Raw genomic sequence first — 17,767 nt, 5'->3', positions numbered from 1 at the left:
GGTCACCAGGACGGTGACCGCCGCGCTCGGCCCGGGGTGGCAGGCCAGCAGCAGCCCCCGCGCGGCCCTGAGCACCGGCCCTGTCCCCGGGCACATCGGCCGGCTCGTCGTCACTGATCGATCGTAGGCCGAGGCGCCCAGGAAAGCGGGTACCGAACATCTCAAAAAAGCGGACATCGCTACAAGAAACAGACAGCGTTGCTAGGTGAGATGCCCCGAGGAACGGACAGCGAGGCTGCCGCGACGCATGCCGCAGATCCAGCTGGGCAAAAGGCAAATGTCCGCTGTTCGCGAGCCGGGGGTCTGTCCTATGACGCGAATCATCGCTGTCCGCGGCGCGCTCCCACCGAACCGGCACTCCCAGGCAGAGATCACCGAGGCGTTCGCACGGGCGTGCCTGCCCGAGGGGGCCAGCCGCCGGTTACTCGACCGGCTGCACACCTCCGCGCGGGTGGAGTCACGGCATCTGACGTTACCGCTCGAGCAGTACGCCAAGCTGGACGGCTTCGGGGCGGCCAACGACGCCTTCGTGGAGACAGCCGTGGAGCTGGGCACCGAGGCGCTGGGCGGCGCGCTGGAGGAGGCCGGGGTCCTCCCCGAGGACGTGGACATGATCCTCTTCACCTCGGTGACCGGCGTCGCGGCCCCCTCGGTGGACGCCAGGGTGGCCGGGCGACTCGGGCTGCGCCCGGACGTCAAGCGGATCCCCATCTTCGGACTGGGCTGCGTCGCGGGGGCGGCCGGAATCGCCCGGCTCCACGACTACCTGCACGGCTGGCCCGAGCAGCTGGCGGTGCTGCTCTCGGTCGAGCTGTGCTCCCTCACCCTGCAGCGCGGTGACGCCTCCGTCGCCAACATGGTGGCGAGCGCCCTGTTCGGCGACGGGGCGACGGCCGTGGTGGCCTGCGGTGACGAGTGGCGCCCCCGGCGTACCGGCTCGCCCGCGACCTCCCGGGCCGGTGCGGTGAGTGGCGCGTCCGCGACGACGCGGCCCGCGGGACCCGCGGGGTCCTCTCCGGCGGCGGGCGCTCCCGCGACCGCCTGGCCCGCGGGCCCCGCGGGCTCCTCCCCCTCCACCGGCGAGCCGGCCTCCCACCGGCCCTGCGGACGGGCGGCTCCGGCGGTGGTGGCCTCGCGCAGCCATCTGTATCCCGGCTCCGAGCACGTGATGGGCTGGCGCGTCGGCGACACCGGCTTCCGCGTGCTGCTCGACGCGAGTGTCCCCGAGGTGGTGCGCACCTACCTGGCCGACGACGTGCACGGCTTCCTCGCCGACCACGACCTGAGCAGCGAGGAGGTGACGGCGTGGGTCTGCCACCCGGGCGGCCCCAAGGTCCTGGAGGCGGTGGCCGAGACGCTGCGGCTTCCCGAGGGCGCGCTGGACCTCACCTGGCGCTCGCTCGCCGCGATCGGAAACCTCTCCTCCTCCTCGGTCCTGCACGTCCTGCGGGACACGCTCGCCCTGCGGCCACCGCCGCCCGGCACTCCGGGGATGCTCCTGGCGATGGGGCCGGGCTTCTGCTCCGAACTCGTACTGCTGCGCTGGTAGGAGCCCGATGTCCTGGCATCTGTCGTCCTGGTACCTGCTCCTTGTGCTGCTCGTCGGCCTTGAGCGGATCGCCGAACTGATCGTCGCCCGCCGTAACGCGCGATGGAGCACGGCGCGCGGCGGGGTGACGTACGGGCGGGGCCACTACCCGTGGATGGTCGCCCTGCACACCGCTCTGCTGGCCGGATGCCTGCTGGAGGCGGGTCTGGCCGGCCGGCCCTTCGTGCCCGCGCTCGGCTGGCCGATGCTCGCCCTGGTGGTCGCCGCGCAGGGTCTGCGCTGGTGGTGCGTGGTCTCGCTGGGCCCTCAGTGGAACACCCAGGTGATTGTGGTGCCGGGCCTGCCTCTGGTGGAGCGGGGGCCCTACCGGCTGCGCCTGCTCCGCCACCCCAACTACGTGGCGGTGGCCGTCGAGGGGGCCGCGTTGCCGCTGGTGTACGGCGCGTGGGTCACCGCGCTGACGTTCACGGTGCTCAACGCCGTGCTGATGAGGGTGCGGATCCGCTGTGAGGAGGACGCGCTGGCCTCGCTCGCCACGGCGACACCGGACGGCGCACCGCCCGCCACCGGGCGGGCGCCGGCATGATCGACGTCCTGATCGCGGGCGGGGGGCCGGCCGGGCTGGCCACCGCCATCCACGCCGCCCTGGCCGGGATGGAGGCCGTCGTCGTCGAGCCCAGGGCCGTACCGGTGGACAAGGCCTGCGGCGAGGGGCTGATGCCCACCGGGGTCGCGGCCCTGCGGTCGCTGGGGGTGCGGGTCGAGGGCAGGCCGCTGCGCGGCATCCGCTACCTGGACGGCCGTCACGAGGCGGAGGCGGCGTTCCGCGACGGGTCTGGCCTGGGCGTACGGCGGACCACGCTGCACACCGCACTGTCCCTGCGGGCGCGGGAACTGGGCGTGCGGGTCGTTCCCGGCAAGGTGGACGGCGTGCGGCAGGACTGCCGTCTCGTCGAGGCGGCGGGACTGCGAGCCCGCTGGCTGGTGGCCGCGGACGGCCTGCACTCCCCGCTGCGCGCCCTGCTCGGACTGGAACTGCCCTGCCGCGGGCCGCGCAGGTACGGGCTTCGACGGCACTACCCGATCGCGCCGTGGACGGACTTCGTCGAGGTCCACTGGGCGGCGGACGGCGAGGCGTACGTGACGCCGGTGGGCGAGAACCTGGTGGGCGTCGCCGTGCTGAGCTCTCGACGGCGCGGCTATCCGGAGCACCTGACGGACTTCCCCTCGCTCCTGGAGCGGCTGGAGGGACCGGCGGCCACCCCGGTGCGCGGGGCGGGGCCACTGCGCCAGCGGGTCCGCGCCCGGGTGGCGGGGCGAGTGCTGCTGGTCGGCGACGCGGCCGGCTACGTCGACGCGCTCACCGGGGAGGGGGTGTCGCTCGCGCTGACGTCCGCGCGGTTGCTGGTCGACTGCCTGAGGGCCGGTGTCCCCGGGGCGTACGAGGCCGCCTGGCTGCGGCTGTCGCGACGGCACCGGCTGCTCACCGGGGCGCTGGTGGGCAGCCGCCGTTACCGGGCGGCGGGGCGGCTGATCGTCCCGGCCGCCCGGCGGCTGCCCGCCCTGTTCGGCGCGGCGGTGCATGCCCTGGCCTGACCCGGCCACCGGGCTCCGCGCCGCTCCGTTCCCGGACGGAGGTCACGGACGGAGGTCACGGACGGAGGTCACGGACACGCGGCCGTCGGGGCGGCTCCCAGCACCTCTGGCGTCCCGGGGCGGCGGGTGACCTCACATCAGCGCGGCGAGACCTTGTGGATGACCCCCAGCCTGGGGGCGTAGTGCGTCGTGCCCTCGAACCTGAGCCGCCACTCACCGCCGGTACGCCCCGCCACCATCCTGGTGAAGCGTCCGTGGGAGTCGGTCGTGGCACCGGCCGCCTTCGTCCAGTCGGCGTCCTTACCGGCCCGGTGCATGATCTCGACGGGCTGGCCGGGGAAGGGGGCGTAGTCGAGGTGCCCCTGAGGGTCGACCCGGTTCAGCGCGCCCGTCACACGCACCCCCGAGCCTCCTGGGGCCACCTGGACTCCGCCGAACCTGGTCAGACGCTTCAGCAGGAAGCCCGTATGTCCGGTGACCTCGGCGCCGTCCGCGCCCCTCGCGGTCACGGAGACGGTCCAGGGTCCGGCCGGATACCAGCGGCTCAGGCTCTTCTCCGGCGCGAACCGCCAGGTCTCCCACCCCTCCCACGGGCGGAACCCGGTCATCCCCGCCGCGCCCGGGGCGAGGCGGGCGGACACGGTCGGGCCGGGTACGGGGCCGGGCGCGAGGGCGGGGCCCCTGCCGGGACCGCCGCCCGGGCGGGACGCGGTGACGGGGAAGGACGTTCCCTTCGAAGCGGGGGTCGCACCCGGCTCGACCTTGATCGTCACCCCTTCGGGGCCGATGACGCCTCGGGCCACCACCTCTATCACCATGCGTACCGTGTCGGCGGGCCCGACCACGGGATTCGCGGGACGCAGGGTCACCGAGCGGATCGTCAGGTCCTCGGCTGCGGCCGCCGGAGCTCCTGCCGGTACCGGCAGGGCCACGGCCCCGGCCGCCAGGGATGCGAGAAGGACTCTCAACGTCATGACCAGGAGGCTAGGAGTCCGCCGGTAACAGGCAGGTAGAGGACACACGCCCCGTTGGGCAAAGCGGCGCCCGGCCGCCGGGGGCCGGGCGCCGAAGACCGAGGTCCGAATCCGGAGCCGGCGGGCGGCGGTCAGTCCTCGTACATGCCGTCGATGATCTCGGCGTACTTGGCGTGGATGATGCGACGCTTGAGCTTCAGGCTCGGGGTGAGCTCCGCGGTCTCGGCGGTCCACTCCACCGGCAGCAGGCTCCAGCGCTTGACCTGCTGGACCCGGGCCAGTTTCTCGTTGGCGACGGCGATGGCGCCCTCGACGGCCTTGCGGACGTCGGGGTGATCGGCGAGGTCCGCCAGAGTGGTGAACGTGATGCCGTTGGCCTGCGCCCAGCCGGGGGCCACCTCGCCGTCGAGGGTGAGGATCGCCACCGGGTAGGGCCTGCGGTCGCCGTAGGCGAGGGCCTGACCGATGAGCGGGTGCTCCTTGAGGTAGTTCTCGATGTTGGCCGGGGAGATGTTCTCGCCTCCCGCGGTGATGATGAGCTCCTTCTTGCGGTCGAGGATGCTGACGAAGCCGTCGGTGTCGATGGAGCCCACGTCGCCGGTGTGCAGCCAGCCGTCGGCGTCGATCAGCTCGGCGGTGGCCTCCGACCGTCCCAGGTAGCCGCGGGTGTTGGCCGGGCTGCGGGTGATGATCTCACCGTCCTCGGCGATGCGGACCTCGACGCCGGGACCCGCCTGGCCGACGGTGCCGAGCTTGAAGCTGTTGGGGGCGTTGGCGGTGAAGGCACCGGTCGTCTCGGTCATCCCGTACACGTCCAGGACCCGCAGGCCGAGACCGGCGAAGAAGCGCTGGACCTCCAGCGGCATGGGCGCGGCCGCGGTGGCGAGCCAGCCCGCGTTGTCGAAGCCGATCATCGACCGGATGATCGACAGCAGCGCCGCGTCGGCCTGCTCGTAGGCGGCCAGGACCTCGGGCGAGGGGGTACGCCCGTACTGGTTGGCCTCGATGTAGGCGAGCCCGGCGGCCATGGCGTTGCGCACGCCCTCCTGCTGCTCCTCGGGCTGGGTGGCCAGCAGTGCCTGCAGGCGGGCCATCATCTTCTCCCACACGCGCGGGACGCCGAAGAACAGCACCGGCTTGACCTGGCCGAGGGTCGCGCCGAGCTGGGCGAGGTCGGTGCAGAAGTGGGTGTGGGAGAGCTTGAAGAGCGGCAGGTAGAGGCTGAGCACCCGCTCGGCGATGTGCGCGTAGGTGAGGTAGGAGATCTGGGTGCCCTTGCTGGGCAGGTCGGCCATCCTGTTGGTGGCCACGACCTCGAAGAACACGTTGGAGTGGGTCAGCGGCACACCCTTGGGGTTGCCGGTGGTGCCCGAGGTGTACAGGACCGTGAGAACGTCGTCGGCGGTCACCGCCTGCCAGCGGGCGTCGACGGCGGCGGGGTCGGCCGCGAGCCGGTCGCGGCCGAGGGCCAGGAAGTCGTCCCAGGAGACGAACCGGTCACCGGCCGGGGCACCCTCCAGCACGATCACCTTGTGCAACTCGGGAAGGTCGTCAAGGACCGGCTCCCACCTGGCCAGCTCCGCCGGTCCGCCGAGCACTGCGATCTTCGCCTTGACGTCGCCGGCGACGAAGGCCACCTGCTCGGGGGTGAAGGTCGAGTAGACCGAGCACGACACCGCGCCGGCGTGCACCGTGCCCAGGTCCGCCAGCACATGCTCACTGCGGTTCACCATCATGAGCGCGACCGCCTCGCCGGGCTCCAGCCCGAGGGCGGCGAACCCGGCGGCGATCTCCAGAACTCGCTGCCGGGCCTCGGAGTAGGTCAGGGTGGACCAGCCCCCCTCGACCGGGTCGGAGTACGCCGGGGCGTCGGGGTCACTCTCGGCCGCCTCCCTCAGCTGATCGCAGACCGTCCGGCCCGCGATCTCCCTCTCGATGGCCGCCCGCTCCTCAAGGACACCGGTCATACAGAGCCTCCTGAAAGTGCTTACTTGCACGAGTGGCATGCATCGCACCACACGCCGTTCCTCCCGGACAAGACCCTGAAAGGGAGAAGAAACATCACAATGCACGGCCGCCTTCGGCATCCCGGCAGGACGCGCACGTAGAGTTGTCGCTTGATCACGCTGTGACATTCTGGGGGGCGCATGCCATCGGGGAGACGTGCCCGCGAGAAGACCTTCTTCGGGCACCCGCGCGGCCTGGCGACACTGTTCGGCACCGAGATATGGGAGCGCTTCAGCTGGTACGGCCTGCGGGCCATCCTCGCCACCTTCATGGCGGCCTCCCCCGCCATCGGCGGCCTGGGCCTGAGCCAGCAGACCGCCCAGGCGGTCGTCGGCATCTACGGCGCGCTCATCTATCTCGTCGCCCTGCCCGGCGGCTGGATCTCCGACCGGGTGCTCGGTGCCCGCAGGGCGGTGCTGTGGGGCGCCTCCATCATCATGTGCGGCCACATCAGCATGGCCATCCCCGTCGAGACCGGCGCCTTCGTCGCACTCGGACTGCTCCTCATCATCGCCGGGACCGGGCTGATGAAGCCGAACATCTCCACGATGGTCGGCAAGCTCTACCCGCAAGACGACGACGCACGCAGGGACGCGGGGTTCTCGATCTTCTACATGAGCATCAACATAGGCGCCTTCGTCGCCCCCCTCGTCGTCGGCTGGCTCGCCTCGGGCAACCGCTGGCACCTGGGCTTCGGCGCGGCGGCGGTCGGCATGGCCCTGGGCCTTGCCCAGTACGTGCTGGGCAGGCGGCACCTGAAGGACGTGGGCGAGCGGCCGGGGCACCGGCTGACCCCGCGCGAGCGCAGGCACTTCGGCCTCGCGGCGGCCGTCGCCGCACTCGTGGCCTGCGGCGGCCTGGCCGTCTGGACGGCGTCGGGCACCTTCGACCTCGACACCTTCGCACTCGTGATGACGCTGTTCATCGTGGCCGTGCCGGTGTTCTACTTCGGCTACATCCTGCTGGGCAGCCACAACCTGACCGATGACGAGCACTCCCGGATGAAGGCCTACATCTGGCTGTTCATCGCCGCCGCCATCTTCTGGATGATCTACGACCTGGCGCCGACCGTGCTGCTGTTCTTCGCCCAGAACAAGACGGACCTGTCACTGTTCGGCATCCGGATCACCCCGGCCACCACGCAGGCGTTCAACCCGCTGTTCATCATGATCTTCGTGCCGGTCTTCGCAGCGCTCTGGGTCAGGCTGGGCAACCGGGTGACCGCTCCGCACAAGTTCTCGGCGGGACTGTTCATCAACGGCCTGAGCTTCATGATCATGGCCCTGGCCGCCAAGCTGGCCGAGAGCGGGAGGATCTCGGTCTGGTGGCTGGTGCTGGTCTATCTTGTCCAGGTCTTCGGTGAGTTGTCGCTGAGCCCGGTCGGCCTCTCGGTCACCACCAAGCTCGCCCCCGAGGCGTTCAAGAGCCAGATGCTGGGACTGTGGTTCATCTCCATCTCGGTGGGCGATGCCGTGGGCGGGCAGACGGGGCGGCTGAAGAACCACATGTCGGAGCCCGCGTACTTCCTGACCCTCGCACTGATCGCCGTCGTGGCGTCGCTGGTGCTGCTCGCGTTCGCCGGCAGGCTCCATGCGATGATGCGCGAGCACCGGCCGCCGAGCACCGCCCCGCCCCCCTGACGGAAATCCCATATATCCGGTCATGGGATGATTTGTCGGTGAACAATGTGCTCGATCTCGTCGGGATCTTCGTCTTCGCTCTCTCCGGCGCCCTGGTGGGCGTGCGCAGGCGGCTCGACGTGGTGGGCATGGCCGTGCTGGCCGAGATGACCGCGCTGGGCGGCGGAATCGCCCGCGACCTGATCCTGAACGTGCGGCCCGCCGCCTTCTCCAGCATCGGCTACGTGGTCGTGCCGGTGCTGGCCACGGTGATCGTGTTCTTCTGGCACCCGCAGGTGGAGCGGGTGATGCCCGCGGTGAACGTGCTGGACGCCGCGGGCCTCGGGCTGTTCTGCGCGGTCGGCACCGAGAAGGCGATGTACTTCGGCCTCACCCCCCTGCACGCGGCCCTGCTCGGGATCATCACCGCGGTCGGCGGCGGCATCCTGCGTGACGTCCTCGCCGGGCAGGTCCCCACCCTGCTGTACGACCGCCAGTTGTACGCGGTGCCCGCCACACTCGGCTCGGCGGTCATGGCACTGCTCTACACCCTGAACCTGCACGGCTGGCCGGCCACGCTGTCCGCCGCCCTGCTGGCCTTCGGGCTGCGCATCGTGGCCATGCGGCTGAAACTGCGGGCCCCGCTGGCCAGGGGCGTCACCTCCGAGTAAGCCCTCCCGGGGCGGGCTCAGAGGGCGGGGGTGAGCGGCTCGGCGGGCCGGGTGCCGTACGCCCCCCTGAGCCTGGCCTCTGCGATGCGCCGCACCGCCTCGGCGAGGACCAGGGGCGGCTGGGTGAAGGGCAGCCGCAGCCGCCCCTCCAGCGTGCCGTCCACGCCGAACCACTGGCCGGGGGCCAGCCGGACCCCCTGGCAGGCCGCCGCGTCGGCCAGCGAGGTGGCCGAAGGTTCCGGCAGCCGCACCCAGAGCGAGCCGCCGCCCCTGGGCGGAACGAAGCTCCAGTCGGGCATCCGCGCCGCCAGCTCGGCCGCCAGGGCGTCCCTGGAGGCGCCGAGGAGGCGGGCGCGCTCGGCCCTGGCCCCCTCGATGTCCTCGAACAACCTGGCCACCACCAGCTGTTCGAAGAGCGGGCTGGCGATGTCGATGGAGGCGCGGAGCACGGCAAGACGGCGGACCGTGGCGGCGGTGGTGCGGACCCAGCCGATGCGCAGCCCGCCCCACCACAGCTTGGACGCCGAGCCGATGGTGATCACCCTCCCGTCGGTGTCGAAGGCGGCCAGCGGCGTGGCCCGGGCCTCCTCGTCGAGCGCCAGCTCACACCAGCTCTCGTCGACCACCAGAACCGTGCCGTGGCGCCGCGCCGCGTCGGCCAGGGCCGCTCGCGCCGCGTCGTCCATCAGGTGTCCCGTCGGGTTCTGGAAGTCGGGGATCACGTAGGCGAGGCGGGCGGCCGACTGGCGCATCGCGCAGGTCAGCAGGTCCAGGTGGCGCCAGCCCTCGTCGGGGATGCCGACTCCGACGATCCTGGCACCGCGCATCCTGGCCAGGTCGATGGCGTGCGGGTAGGTGGGCGACTCCAGCAGCACCGGGTCCCCGCGCGAGAGCAGCATCGTGGTCACCAGGTGGATGGCCTGCTGGGCTCCGGTGGTCACCAGGATCTGCTCCGGCCGGGTGGCCACCCCCCGCGCGCTGTAGCGGGCGGCGATCGCCTGGCGCAGCGGGGCGATCCCGAGCGGGTCGTAGCCCGTCCCGAGCGTGTAGCGGGGATACTGGCCGGTGACGGCGGCGATCGCCTCGGGCAGTGTCGAGATCGCGCTCGGGGCCGCGGTATGCATCGGCAGCAGCCCGTCGTCCTCGGCGGCGATCCACGGGTTGTCCGCGCCCAGCGAGCCCGCGTCGGGCAGCGCCGTCCAGCTCCCCGCCCCCTGCCTGCTCTCCAGGTACCCCTGCTCGCGAAGGAGGTCGTAGGCCGCGGTCACGGTGGTGCGGCTGACGCCCAGTGCCTCGGCGAGGTGGCGCTCGGCGGGCATCCGTACCCGCACCGGCAGCCGCCCGTCGAGGACCAGCGACCGCACGCCCTGGGCCAGCACCCGGTAGTACGGCCTGGCGCCGGGGGCGATCGTCAGGAGACGGGCGAGCTGGGGGCCACTGAGATACCGGTCCACACCAACCACCATAAGGCCACTTTTCATTATTGGCCCTTTTGTCCGGAGGCGGCGGCCTGAACGATTGGGGCCATCATGAGCGAACTCTCCCTGCCCACCCCCGGCTCCCTTCCCAACCGGCTCACCCGCCTGTACGCGGGCCTGGCTCTCTACGGCGTCGGCATCGGCCTGCAGATCGAGTCCCAGCTGGGCAACAGCCCCTGGGACGTGTTCCACCAGGGGCTCTCCATCCACCTGGGCCTGTCGGTCGGCACCTGGATCATCATCGTGGGCGCCCTGGTCATGCTGCTGTGGATCCCGCTGCGGCAGAAGCCGGGGCTGGGCACCCTCAGCAACGTCGTCCTGCTCGGACTGTTCGCCGACGCGGTCATATGGCTGGCCCCGACCCCGGACGCGCTCGCCGCGCGCTGGGCGTACCTGCTGCTCGGCGTCGTCGCCACCGCCGCGGCCACCGGCCTCTACATCGGCGCCGGTCTCGGCCCCGGGCCGCGCGACGGCCTGATGACCGGCCTGAACCGTCTGGGCCTGTCCATCCGCTCGGCCCGCACCGTCATCGAGGTCACCGTACTGGCCGCGGGCTGGCTGCTCGGCGGGACCGTGGGAGTGGGAACGCTGGTGTTCGCCCTCGCCATCGGGCCGCTGACCCAGTTCTTCATGCCGCGGACCCGTCCGGGAGCGCGGTTGCGCTCCAGCCCCCCGGGGAGCACGCCGAAGCGTTAGCTTCAAGGCATGTGGATCGAGGACTACGCTCTCATCGGCGACATGCAGTCAGCGGCCCTGATCGGCAGGGACGGCTCCATCGACTGGCTCTGCCTGCCGCGCTTCGACTCGCCCTCGTGCTTCGCGGCACTGCTCGGCGACGCCGGGAACGGCCAGTGGTGGATCGGCCCCGCGGACGCCGGGCGGCCCCACGCCACCCGGCGCCGCTACCGGGGCGAGACCCTCATCCTGGAGAGCGAGTGGGACACCCCCGGCGGCACGGTCCGGGTGACCGACTACATGCCCACCCGGCACACCAACCCCGACCTGGTGAGGATCGTGGAGGGCGTGTCGGGGACGGTGGAGATGGCCACCGAGATCCGCATCCGCTTCGACTACGGCCGGATCGTGCCCTGGGTGCGCCGCAGCGACGGCCTGCTGCAGGCCGTCGGCGGACCCGACTCCGCGTGGCTGCACTCCCCCGTCCCGCTCCAGGGCGGTGACTACGCCCACAAGGCGAGGTTCGAGGTCTCCGAGGGCGACAGCATGGCGTTCATCTTCACCTGGCACCCCTCGCATGAGCCCAGGCCCGAGGAGATCGACCCGTACGAGCAGCTGACCGCGACCGAGGAGCTGTGGGCCGAGTGGGTCGAGCGGTGCGGCTACCAGGGCCCGTGGCGCGAGGCCGTGGTCCGCTCGCTCATCACGCTCAAGGCGCTCACCTACGCCCCCACCGGCGGCATCGTCGCCGCCCCCACCACCTCACTGCCCGAGGACCTCGGCGGCGTGCGCAACTGGGACTACCGCTACTGCTGGCTGCGCGACGCCACCATGACCCTGGACGCCCTCATCGGCTCCGGCTACCTGGACGAGGCCCGCGCGTGGCGGTCCTGGCTGCTGCGGGCCATCGCGGGCCGCGGTCAGGACCTGCAGATCATGTACGGCGTCGCCGGGGAGCGCCGGCTCACCGAGCTTGAGCTCGACTGGCTGCCCGGCTACGAGGACTCCCGGCCGGTCAGGATCGGCAACGGCGCGGTCGACCAGCTCCAGCTGGACGTCTACGGCGAGGTCCTGAACTCCCTGTACCTGTCTCGCGTCTCGGGCCTGGAGTCCGACCATCGGGCCTGGACCATCCAGTTCGAGCTGATCTCCTATGTCGAGGAGCACTGGGACGAGCCGGACGAGGGACTGTGGGAGGTCCGCGGCCCACGCCGGCACTTCGTGCACTCCAAGGTCATGTGCTGGGTCGCACTCGACCGGGCCGTCAAGCACATGGAGACCTTCGGCAAGCCCGGCCCGCTGGCGCGCTGGAAGGAACTGCGCGACCGCGTCCACGCCGAGGTCTGCGACAAGGGCTTCGATCCGGTACGCGGCACCTTCACCCAGTCCTACGGCTCGAACGAGCTGGACGCGGCCCTGCTGCTGATCCCGATCGTCGGCTTCCTGCCGCCGGAGGACCCGCGTGTGATCGGGACGGTGGAGGCGATCCAGCGCGAGCTGATGGTCGACGGCTTCGTGCTGCGCTACCCGGTCTCGGTCGACAACGAGGTGGACGGCCTGCCCGGCGGCGAGGGGGCGTTCCTGGCGTGCAGCTTCTGGCTGGCCGAGGTCCTGTCGATGATCGGCCGCAAGGACGAGGCAGTCGAGCTGTTCGAGCACCTACTGTCGCTCCGCAACGACGTCGGCCTGCTCGCCGAGGAGTACGACCCCCGCTACGGCCGGATGGTCGGCAACTTCCCACAGGCCTTCAGCCACGTGCCGCTGATCCACACCGCCCGCGCGCTCAGCTGAGGCGACGGCGCCCGGCCGCCCGTTTTATGCCCTTTAATCCCCATAGGGCGGCCAAGCCGACAGATTTCTTAAAAATCATCAAGAAATCTGGGATTCGGCTGCAACAATCCGGTGCGAGCGTGACTCTCATCCGCTGTAACACCACCGGAAAGGAACGAACCAATGAGCGATTTCGACGTGACCACCACGGACCTGGTCGACTACGACGGCGACGGGGGAACCGACGCCCAGCTGATCGACACCGACGGTGACGGCATCGCCGACGAGGAGCGCTACGACATCGACGGCGACGGCGTCACCGATGTCGTCTACCTCGACCACGACGGCGACGGCTACGTCGACGAGACCCGGGTCGACCTGAACGGCGACGGGGTCGCCGACTACACCGAGTACTCGGGTCCCTTCCCGACCGCCTGACGGAAAGAACCGGCGTGAGCCCGCGTGACCTCACCGGGAGGGGGACCCGGATCCGGGTCACAAGGGCCGCCGACGAGAAAGGCGATCGATGAGGAACCGACGTGTGTTCCTTCCCCTGCTGTTGCTGGCCTGGCCGGCACTGACCGGCTGCGGCGCGGTGGCGGGACTCCGAGGGGAGACCGTCGGCACGCCCGCGGCATCCCTGCGAGGCGACGGTGTCGGCTCCCTGCGCCCCGGAGAGGCGGGATCCGTCACGGTGGGAACATCGATCGGGCTCCTCCCGCTGCCCCTGGTGCTCGCGGTGGCCGCGGGCACCCTGGCCGCGGCGGCGGCGGGCCTGTATCTGTGGCACCGCAACCGCCGCCCCGCCCAGGCACCCGTGCCGGGCACCTGGCAGGCGGCCTCGTACGAGACACCGTGGCAGGGGACGCAGCCGCAGGGGACGCCTCCGTTCCCCGCGGGCCAGGCGGGCTCGGTGCCGGACCGCCCCGCCGCCGACCCACCCGCCGACCCACCCGCCGGCCCGCCGGACGACCCGCTGTCCGAGGCACTGGCCCAGGTCTCCGGGAGCGGGATCAGCCCGGCGCTCACCCAGCAGGTGGAGAGGCTCTTCTCCGAGGGCCACCCCGGCCGTGAGGCCCTGGTCGGGGCCTGCGTGGGCTACCGGGACCAGCTCGCGGAACGCCACCCACGGCTGGCCGGGACACTGCTGGAGGCGCTGAACCGGGCCGGCGTCCAGGAGATCGTCGCGGACGGGCAGCGCTTCGACCCGCGCCTGCACGAGGCGTTCAGCACCGCGCCGGCCGGCAGCCCCGAACTGCACGACATCGTCGCCGAGACCGTCAGGCGAGGGTACGCCGACGGCGGGCACGTGATCCGCGTACCGCAGGTCGTCGTCTACCGCCACGTCTCACCGGGCTCCGGAGCGGAGCGGTGAGCGGCTCGGCGCCCCGCGAGAGCAGCGTGCCGCACCTCGCGACGGGCACCCGGTTCACCCCGGCCCTTCAGGCGGGCCCGCGGCCTCTCCCGGCCCGCGCGGCAGGTCGCGAGAACGCACCGGACGGCCAGGGCGGTGACGCGTGAGCACCGGACCCGCGGATCTGCTGCGCCACCTGTGCGACACCACCTCGGCCAGGCTTTCCGGCGCGGAGCTGCGCGAGCGGGTGGCGCAGGTGCGCGCCGGCCTCGACGCGCCGCTGCGGGTCGCCGTGGCGGGCGCGGTCAGCAGCGGCAAGTCGACGCTGGTGAACGCGCTGCTCGGACTGCCCGTCGCTCCGGTGGACGCCGGTGAGTGCACCTTTGTCGTCACCCAGTACGAGTACGGCGAGGACGACGGCCGCATCACGATCGAGCTCCTTGACGGCGGCGTGGCCCACTCCCGGCTGTTGCCCGGCCACCGGCTCCCCTCGGAGCTCGGCGTCGACGTGGCCCGGATCCGGCGCCTGCGGGTCTCCCTGGACCTGCCGTCGCTGCGCACCGTCACCATCATCGACACCCCCGGCATGAACACGGTGACGGCCGCCAACGAGCGGGCGGCCAGGAGCATGCTGTTCGGCTCCGGTGAGGAGGACGACCGCGCACAAGCGATGATCTACGTGCTGCGCTACGTCCAGAAATTCGACGACACCACCCTCGCGGAGTTTCGCGGGCTGACCGACGCCTGCGGAATGAGCTGCGTCAACACCCTCGCCGTGCTCGGCCAGGTCGACCGGCGCGGCGACGAGGGCGACCCGTGGCCGACCGCCAGGCGGCTGGCCGCCAAGGGATACGAGGACCTGCGCACCTCCGTCTTCGACGTGGTCCCGGTGATCGGCCTGCTGGCCGAGACCGCGCGGGCCCTCCCGCTGGGCGGCGAGGAGGTGGCGGCCCTGGAGACGCTGGCCGGGCTCGACGAGGACGACCTGGAGGACTACCTCCTGGACCTGGACGACTTCCGCTCCGCGCCCGAGATACCCGTGCCGGCCGAGGTGCGCCACCGGCTGGTGGAGCGGCTGCACCGCTACGGCATCACCAGCGCGGTCGAGGCGGTGCGCGCGGCCGGCACCGTCTCCCCCGAGGCGCTCACCTCCCACCTGCTGGAACGCTCCGGCTACTCCTCCGCGGGGCGGGCCGCGACCGGCTCCGTGGCCGCGGGCATCGCCCACTTCGCCCGTCGCGCCGACCAGCTGAAGGCACTCGACGCGCTGACCCGGCTCCGCGCACTCGCCAGGACGCCGGCGATGGGGGCCGACCGCGCCACCCTGGACGCGCTGGCGGCCCAGCTCGACGAGAACCGGCCGATCGCGACCTCCCTGGGCGGCCTGCGGATCTTCACCGCCGCCGAGGCGCTCGGCCGCGGAACGCTGGTCCTGAACGAGGAGATGACCGCCGAGCTGCTGCGCCTGGCCCGCCACGACGAGCCCGCCGAGCAGCTCGGCCTGCCCGCGGAGTCCTCCTCCGAGCAGATCGCCGCCGCCGCCACCGCGGCGTCGATGCGCTGGCGCACGCTCGCCATGATGAGCGAGGGACGTGCCGGCGGGCACCGGGCCAGGGACGTGCTGACCGTCCTGGAGGACCTCGTCTCGGCGGCGTTGGAGGAGCAGGCACCCCCCGGCGGCGGGGGCGGCGAGAAGCTCCCGCCGGTCCGCGTGGACCCCGCCGCGATCGAGACGCTGCGGGCCTCCCCCATGGTCCCGGCCGACGACCGGCGGGCGCTGGAGCTGCTGCTCTCCGGGGCCGAGCTGGCCACCCAGCTCGGGGCGCCACCCGGGACCCCGCGCGCCGAGATCGCCGGTTACGCCGCCGCCCTGAGCGCCCGGTTCCGCACCCTCACCCACCGGCCACTCCCCCTGCGGCAGCGACGGGCGGCCGAGACCCTCTGCGAGGCGTACGAGACCATCTGGTCGCACCACGCGGACGGTTCCTGAGGCGGGACACCGCCGGAAGGCGGCACCGGCCCATCCCCATCCATCCCCGACAGGAGAAAAGGATCATGACGACCCCCGACCCGACCGGCCCCGTGGCCAGGCTGCTGCGCTACGCCAACGAGGTCCACGCGCTGGCCGGGCAGTGCGGCAGGCAGGACCTCGCGGAGGTGCTGGCCGCGTGCGCGGGCCGCTGGAAGGACGAGTGCACCGACATCGTGGTCGCCGGGGCACAGAAACGCGGCAAGAGCCGGCTGCTCAACACGCTGGTGGGCCACCCCGACCTGCTCCCGGTCGACGCCGACGTCGCCACCAACTGCTTTCTGTCGCTGCGGCGCGGCCCCCGGCTGGCCGCCGTCGTCCACCGCAGCACCGACTCGGGGCCGCTGCAGACACCGATCACCATCGAGTCGATCCCCGACTACGCCTCGATGCGCGGTGACGCGGGCAAGCGCCGCGACGTGGTGAGCGTGGACATCACCCTTGACAACCCCCTGCTCGACGGGTTGCGGCTGCTCGACACTCCCGGCGTGGACAGCCTGACGGTGGGGCACCGGCAGGTGACCGTGGCCATGCTCCAGCGGGCCGACGCGCTGCTGTTCGCGCTCAGCGCGCAGGACCAGCCGGTGCTCAGGCACGAGCTGGAGTTCCTCGCGGAGGCCGCCGAACGGGTCCAGGCGATCGTGTTCGTGCTGACCAAGGTGGAGGATTCGACCAACTGGCGAAACCTTCAGGAGGAGAACAGGACCCGCCTGAGGACGTTCGTCACCGAGGCGATCGCCGCCGACCCCGCCAGGGCCGCGACGCTGGCCCCGCTCCTGGAGGCACCGTGGATCCCGGTGAGCGCCAAGCTCGCCGAGGCCGCCGAGGCCAAAAGGCGCGAGGGGCGCGAGGAACGGGCGAACACGCTGCGGGCGCGCAGCGGCATGGACGCGCTGGAGCGGCACCTGCGCGCCTTCGCCGAGGGCAGGGAGTCGGCGCGGGGCGCCACGGTGGTCGCCGCCGCCCTGTCGGTGCTGGGCTCGCTGGCGACCAGCGCCAAGGACGACGTCGCCGCGGGCTCCGACGACGACGGCGACGTCACCGCCCGGCTCGCCGAGGTGGACGCCGACCTGGCGGGCCTGGCCGAGCTGTCCGCGCGGCGCAGGGCGGGCATGGTGGCCAACACCTTCATCGGACGCGAGGTGGGAGGCATCGTGGGCGCGCGGGTGGCCGAGATCCGCCAGCCGTACGAGAACACGATCGCCACGCTGAAGAAGCAGGCCCAGATCGACCAGTACATGGCGGAGCTGCCGGTGAGCGTCCAGCGTTCCCTGGAGGCCGCCTGGTCGCAGATCGTCTACGACGTGGAGAAGCTGGCCAGGACCACGCTGGACGCCTTCGCCCGCGATCTCGGCCTCGACCCGATCGAGCTGACCGCCGACAGGCAGGCGATGCCCAACCTGTCGCAGGTCCAGGTCAGGGGCGACATGGCCGCCGAGGCCCCGGAAAGCGTGGACCTCATCCGGGACGTGCTGCCCTCGGCCTCGATCGGGCTGTCCCTGGGCGGCTTCGCCACGGCCCTGCTCGGCCCGGTGGGCTTCATCCTGGTCGCCCCGGCCATCGGCGCGGCCATCTTCATGGGGCGGCGCTCGATGGAGAAGGTGCAGCGCAGCCAGGCGGCGATCAGAGGGGCGCTGCGCGACCAGTTCGCCGTGGTCACCAGGGAGATGACACTCGACCTGGAGCGGATGGTGGCCACCTGGCGGGTGAGCGTCGAGCAGGCCGCCGACGACACCCTGGCCCGGCGGCGCAGGGAGCTGGAGACCAGACGCGCCGAGCTGAAGTCCGCCTCCGCCCGCTCGGCCGCCGACCGTCTCAAGGCCCGCAAGTCGGGCCAGGACCGGATCGCCGCGATCGGCACCCTCACCACGCGCGGCCACGAACTCCGCAAGGAACTGGCCGGCGCGGTGGCCGCCCTGGGCACCGAGCAGCCGGTCCCCGCGGGAACCTGACCGACTTCCTGCCCGGCATCGCACTGAACAACGGCGGGAAGTGGGGCGGCTTCGAGATCGACCTGGCCCTTGAGATCGCCAAGGCGCTGGGGG

The 17,767-nt window shown here is 72.1% G+C and carries 14 protein-coding genes; 11 read left to right on the top strand and 3 right to left on the bottom strand.

Going from position 1 to position 17,767, the window contains the following annotated elements; translation table 11 throughout:
* Window positions 1-310 precede the first annotated feature (310 nt).
* The 3 genes from ABZ260_RS26430 to ABZ260_RS26420 are packed head-to-tail and all read left to right on the top strand — an operon-like array spanning window position 311 to window position 3,145.
* The gene (locus ABZ260_RS26430; RefSeq protein WP_355622838.1) at window positions 311-1,549 is read left to right on the top strand and encodes a 3-oxoacyl-[acyl-carrier-protein] synthase III C-terminal domain-containing protein; all 1,239 of its coding nucleotides are present in this window, start codon (window positions 311-313) and stop codon (window positions 1,547-1,549) included.
* 7 nt (window positions 1,550-1,556) lie between these two features.
* Entirely contained in the window at window positions 1,557-2,135 is a 579-nt protein-coding gene (locus tag ABZ260_RS26425; RefSeq protein WP_355622835.1) for an isoprenylcysteine carboxyl methyltransferase family protein, read from the top strand.
* A complete protein-coding gene (locus ABZ260_RS26420) occupies window positions 2,132-3,145 on the top strand; it encodes an NAD(P)/FAD-dependent oxidoreductase (protein WP_355622832.1) in 1,014 nt (337 codons plus the stop codon). The genes ABZ260_RS26425 and ABZ260_RS26420 overlap by 4 nt, the downstream gene beginning before the upstream one ends.
* Before the next feature lie 137 nt (window positions 3,146-3,282).
* Here ABZ260_RS26420 and ABZ260_RS26415 read toward each other — a convergent pair whose 3' ends face one another.
* Both ABZ260_RS26415 and ABZ260_RS26410 read right to left on the bottom strand, forming a co-directional pair.
* Entirely contained in the window at window positions 3,283-4,119 is an 837-nt protein-coding gene (locus ABZ260_RS26415) for a hypothetical protein (protein ID WP_355622829.1), read from the bottom strand.
* Window positions 4,120-4,250: 131 nt separating this feature from the next.
* Window positions 4,251-6,086: an AMP-dependent synthetase/ligase gene (locus ABZ260_RS26410; RefSeq protein ID WP_355622826.1), complete on the bottom strand. Its 1,836-nt coding sequence runs from the start codon at window positions 6,084-6,086 to the stop codon at window positions 4,251-4,253.
* Window positions 6,087-6,266: 180 nt separating this feature from the next.
* Between ABZ260_RS26410 and ABZ260_RS26405 the strand changes: the two genes are divergently transcribed.
* Both ABZ260_RS26405 and ABZ260_RS26400 read left to right on the top strand, forming a co-directional pair.
* Window positions 6,267-7,766, top strand: a complete 1,500-nt coding sequence (locus ABZ260_RS26405; RefSeq protein ID WP_355622823.1) for a peptide MFS transporter — start codon at window positions 6,267-6,269, stop codon at window positions 7,764-7,766.
* Between the two features lie 38 nt (window positions 7,767-7,804).
* Window positions 7,805-8,416 (top strand): trimeric intracellular cation channel family protein, encoded by a 612-nt coding sequence (locus ABZ260_RS26400; protein WP_355622820.1) that lies wholly within the window; start codon window positions 7,805-7,807, stop codon window positions 8,414-8,416.
* 17 nt (window positions 8,417-8,433) lie between these two features.
* On the opposite strand, the gene ABZ260_RS26395 is transcribed toward ABZ260_RS26400, so the two are convergent.
* Window positions 8,434-9,897 carry a PLP-dependent aminotransferase family protein gene (locus tag ABZ260_RS26395; RefSeq protein ID WP_355622817.1) on the bottom strand — a complete coding sequence of 488 codons (1,464 nt, stop codon included), beginning with the start codon at window positions 9,895-9,897 and terminating at the stop codon, window positions 8,434-8,436.
* A gap of 48 nt (window positions 9,898-9,945) precedes the next feature.
* On the opposite strand from ABZ260_RS26395, the gene ABZ260_RS26390 reads away from it, so the two are divergent.
* The 6 genes from ABZ260_RS26390 (at window position 9,946) to ABZ260_RS26365 (ending at window position 17,674) form a co-directional block, all read left to right on the top strand.
* Complete coding sequence (locus ABZ260_RS26390) at window positions 9,946-10,590, top strand: hypothetical protein (RefSeq protein ID WP_355622814.1); 645 nt, start codon at window positions 9,946-9,948, stop codon at window positions 10,588-10,590.
* 9 nt (window positions 10,591-10,599) lie between these two features.
* Window positions 10,600-12,360: a glycoside hydrolase family 15 protein gene (locus ABZ260_RS26385; RefSeq protein ID WP_355622811.1), complete on the top strand. Its 1,761-nt coding sequence runs from the start codon at window positions 10,600-10,602 to the stop codon at window positions 12,358-12,360.
* A gap of 162 nt (window positions 12,361-12,522) precedes the next feature.
* Window positions 12,523-12,777, top strand: a complete 255-nt coding sequence (locus ABZ260_RS26380) for a hypothetical protein (RefSeq protein WP_355622808.1) — start codon at window positions 12,523-12,525, stop codon at window positions 12,775-12,777.
* A gap of 103 nt (window positions 12,778-12,880) precedes the next feature.
* A complete protein-coding gene (gene grpE / locus ABZ260_RS26375) occupies window positions 12,881-13,714 on the top strand; it encodes a nucleotide exchange factor GrpE (RefSeq protein ID WP_355622805.1) in 834 nt (277 codons plus the stop codon).
* Window positions 13,715-13,856: 142 nt separating this feature from the next.
* Entirely contained in the window at window positions 13,857-15,683 is a 1,827-nt protein-coding gene (locus tag ABZ260_RS26370) for a dynamin family protein (RefSeq protein WP_355622802.1), read from the top strand.
* Window positions 15,684-15,748: 65 nt separating this feature from the next.
* Window positions 15,749-17,674 carry a dynamin family protein gene (locus ABZ260_RS26365; RefSeq protein ID WP_355622799.1) on the top strand — a complete coding sequence of 642 codons (1,926 nt, stop codon included), beginning with the start codon at window positions 15,749-15,751 and terminating at the stop codon, window positions 17,672-17,674.
* Window positions 17,675-17,767: the final 93 nt, after the last annotated feature.

Origin of the sequence: Streptosporangium sp. NPDC006013, assembly GCF_040614275.1 — a bacterium.
Taxonomy (GTDB): Bacteria; Actinomycetota; Actinomycetes; order Streptosporangiales; family Streptosporangiaceae; genus Streptosporangium.
This window is presented reverse-complemented; position numbering and strand designations above follow the sequence as displayed.